The organism is Microcystis sp. M079S1 (assembly GCF_020246425.1).
In the GTDB taxonomy this organism is placed as follows: domain Bacteria; phylum Cyanobacteriota; class Cyanobacteriia; order Cyanobacteriales; family Microcystaceae; genus Microcystis; species Microcystis aeruginosa.
In genome coordinates, this window is record NZ_JADBSZ010000253.1 from 1 (window position 1) to 3,159 (window position 3,159).

The 3,159-nt window shown below is 40.0% G+C and carries 1 protein-coding gene; it reads left to right on the forward strand.

What is annotated here, in order from left to right; all coding sequences use genetic code 11:
- Nucleotides 1-3,159, forward strand: a 3,159-nt coding sequence (locus IM456_RS16745) for a type ISP restriction/modification enzyme (protein WP_287707856.1), incomplete at both ends; no start/stop codon positions are given.

A 3,159-nucleotide genomic window follows, 5' to 3' on the forward strand; every position in this document is an offset into this window, starting at 1 on the left:
CTTAACGAAATCGGTAAAACCCTAAAACCGCGAGTCCGCTGCATTATCAACCTCAGAAATCAGGGTGCGGGATTGCCGGACGGGGGACTTTTTAACGTCGATCAATTCCCCAAAAATCAAGAATTAGAACCTTTTACGGCGATTTTTCCCGAAAGAGGCGCGATCGAGATTAAGGGAACCAAAGAAGATATCAAAAAAATCGCCGCCAGCGAGCAAGTACAAAAATACTGGCAAAAATACGGTCAAGTATTAGTCAGCAATTATCGCGATTTTCTGCTCATCGGTCGCAATAGCCAAGGTCAACCGGTAGAATTAGAAGCCTATAGTTTAGCCCCGTCAGAAGCCGAGTTTTGGCTAAAAACCTCAAATCCATCCAAATTTGCCGCCGAACACGGTGATAGCCTCTTAGAATACCTAAAGAGAGTGCTTTTACAGGCGGCTCCTATCACCTCACCAGCCGATGTTGCTTGGTTTCTTGCTTCCTATGCGCGCGACGCAAAAGCACGCTTAGAACATCATTCCGATCTTCCCGCTCTGGCCAATATTCGTCAAGCTTTAGAAAATGCCCTCGGTATCAAATTTGAACGGGAACAGGGAAATAAATTTTTTCGTTCTACCCTCGTGCAAACCCTCTTTTATGGTTTATTCTCCGCTTGGGTATTATGGCACAAGCAAAACCTCAATCGCGAGGATAAAGAGGATAAGTTCGATTGGAAATCCGCAGCCCACCATCTCCATGTTCCCATGTTAGCGATCCTATTCGAGCAGATCGCCGCACCGAGTAAGTTAAAATCTTTGGGATTAGTAGAAGTCTTGAATTGGACCAGTGCAGCTTTAAATCGAGTGCGACGAGAGGAATTTTTTCGTCAATTCGATGAGGGACAAGCGGTACAGTATTTCTATGAACCATTTTTGCAAGCTTTTGATCCTGATTTACGCAAAGAATTGGGAGTTTGGTACACTCCTCCGGAAATTGTTCGCTATATGGTAGCGCGAGTCGATCGAGTTTTACGAGAAGAATTAAATATCGAGGACGGTTTAGCTAATCCCGATGTTTATGTTCTCGATCCTTGCTGTGGCACCGGTGCTTATTTAGTCGAGGTTTTGCGCTATATTACCGATACTTTACAGGAAAATGGCGCGGGTGCTTTAGCCATGGCTTTGGTGAAAAAAGCAGCCATAGAAAGAATTTTCGGTTTCGAGATTTTAACCGCTCCTTTTGTCGTCGCTCATCTACAATTAGGTTTATTCCTGCAAAGTTTGGGTGTACCTTTAATAGAAGATAGTGAACGAGTCGGGATTTATCTGACTAATGCTTTAACCGGTTGGCAACCTCCCGATGAGGAAAGTAAACAGAAAATTCAACAGCTACAATTAAGTTTTCCGGAGTTAAATAAGGAACGAGAGGCAGCCGATGAAGTTAAGCGCGGTAAACCGATTTTAGTTATTCTCGGTAATCCTCCCTACAATGCTTTTGCTGGAACCAGTCCCGCAGAAGAAGCAGGTTTAGTGGAAGTGTATAAACAGGGTTTAATCTCCGATTGGGGGATTAAAAAGTTTAATTTGGATGAGTTATATGTGCGCTTTTTCCGTTTAGCGGAAAGATGTATTTCAGAAAATACTGGTAAAGGGGTTGTTTGTTATATTTCTAATTTTTCCTATCTCGGTGATCCTTCTTTTGTGGTGATGCGGCAAAGATTTTTACAAGAATTTGATCGTCTTTGGTTTGATTGTCTCAATGGTGATAGTCGCGAAACAGGAAAGTTAACCCCTGAAGGTAATCCCGATCCTAGTGTTTTTTCTACTCAATACAATAAGGAAGGGATTCGAGTCGGGACAACTATCGGACTAATGGTAAGAAAGGAAGTAAGGAATAAAAATGTTGATGTCTATTTTCGCCATTTCTGGGGAGTTGCTAAACGAGAACAGTTATTAGATAGTTTAAATAATCAAGATTTTGATGCTTTTTATCAAGTCTCTAACCCAGAACAATCTAATCGTTATTCTTTCCGTCCCTCCGATGTTTCCTCTCACTATTTAGCATGGCCAAAGTTAACAGATTTATCTTGTCAAGATTCATCATTAATTATTCCATTACAGGGTATGGATGAAGATCGTGCAAATGCACTGATAGATTATGATCAAGATATTTTATCATTAAGAATGCAAAAGTATTTTGATAAAACAACTGACTGGGATGAATTTTTAACTTTAAAAACTGGGTTAAGTCGAGATAGTGCGTCTTTTGATGCTAAAACTGTACGAAAAAAAGCACATCAATTAGATTCGTTTAAAGAAAATAACCTGAAAAGATATAATTTCCGTCCCTATGATACAAGATGGTGTTATATTACTTTAGTCCCTAATGTTTGGAAAAGAGTAAGGCCAGATTTATATGTACAATACACATATAAAAATTTATTTTTATTAAGTCGTTCTAAAGGAGTTGCTCAACCAGAAGGAATTCCATTTCTATTTACTCAAAGTCTTTTTGCTAGGGATTGTATGAGAGGTCATGCAGTTGCATTTCCCATGTTAATTTATCCTTCTGCGAAACATGAAGCAAAAAAACAAGATAAACTATTTAATGTTGAAAGTTATACAACTGTTAAAACAAAAGCCAATCTCTCGGAAAAATCTCGTCAATACTTAAATGAACTGGGTATTAATAATATCGATGAAAATATCGAGAATGCCTCCTTAATTTGGCTGCACTCGTTAGCGATTGGGTACTCTCCCTTGTATCTTCGGGAAAATGCCGACGGTATTCGTCAAGACTTCCCAAGAATTCCCCTTCCCAATAGCCAAGAATTATTAATTAAATCCGCCGAAATAGGACAAGCGATCGCCTCTCTTTTAGACACAGAAAACCCCGTTATAGGAGTCACCAAAAAACCGACCCCTGCACTGCAAAAAATCGCCTTGATTTCCTGCACTGATGGGGGAAATTTAAACCCGGATAAGGGGGATTTAATTATTAACGTCGGTTGGGGACATGGGGGTAAAAATGGTGTGACAATGCCGGGTAAAGGAAAAGCGATCGCCAGACAATATACAACCGCAGAAATGAGCGTAATTAGCCCAGAAATGCGAAAATTATTAGGAACGACAACCTATGATATTTATCTCAATGATCGAGCCTATTGGCAAAATATACCA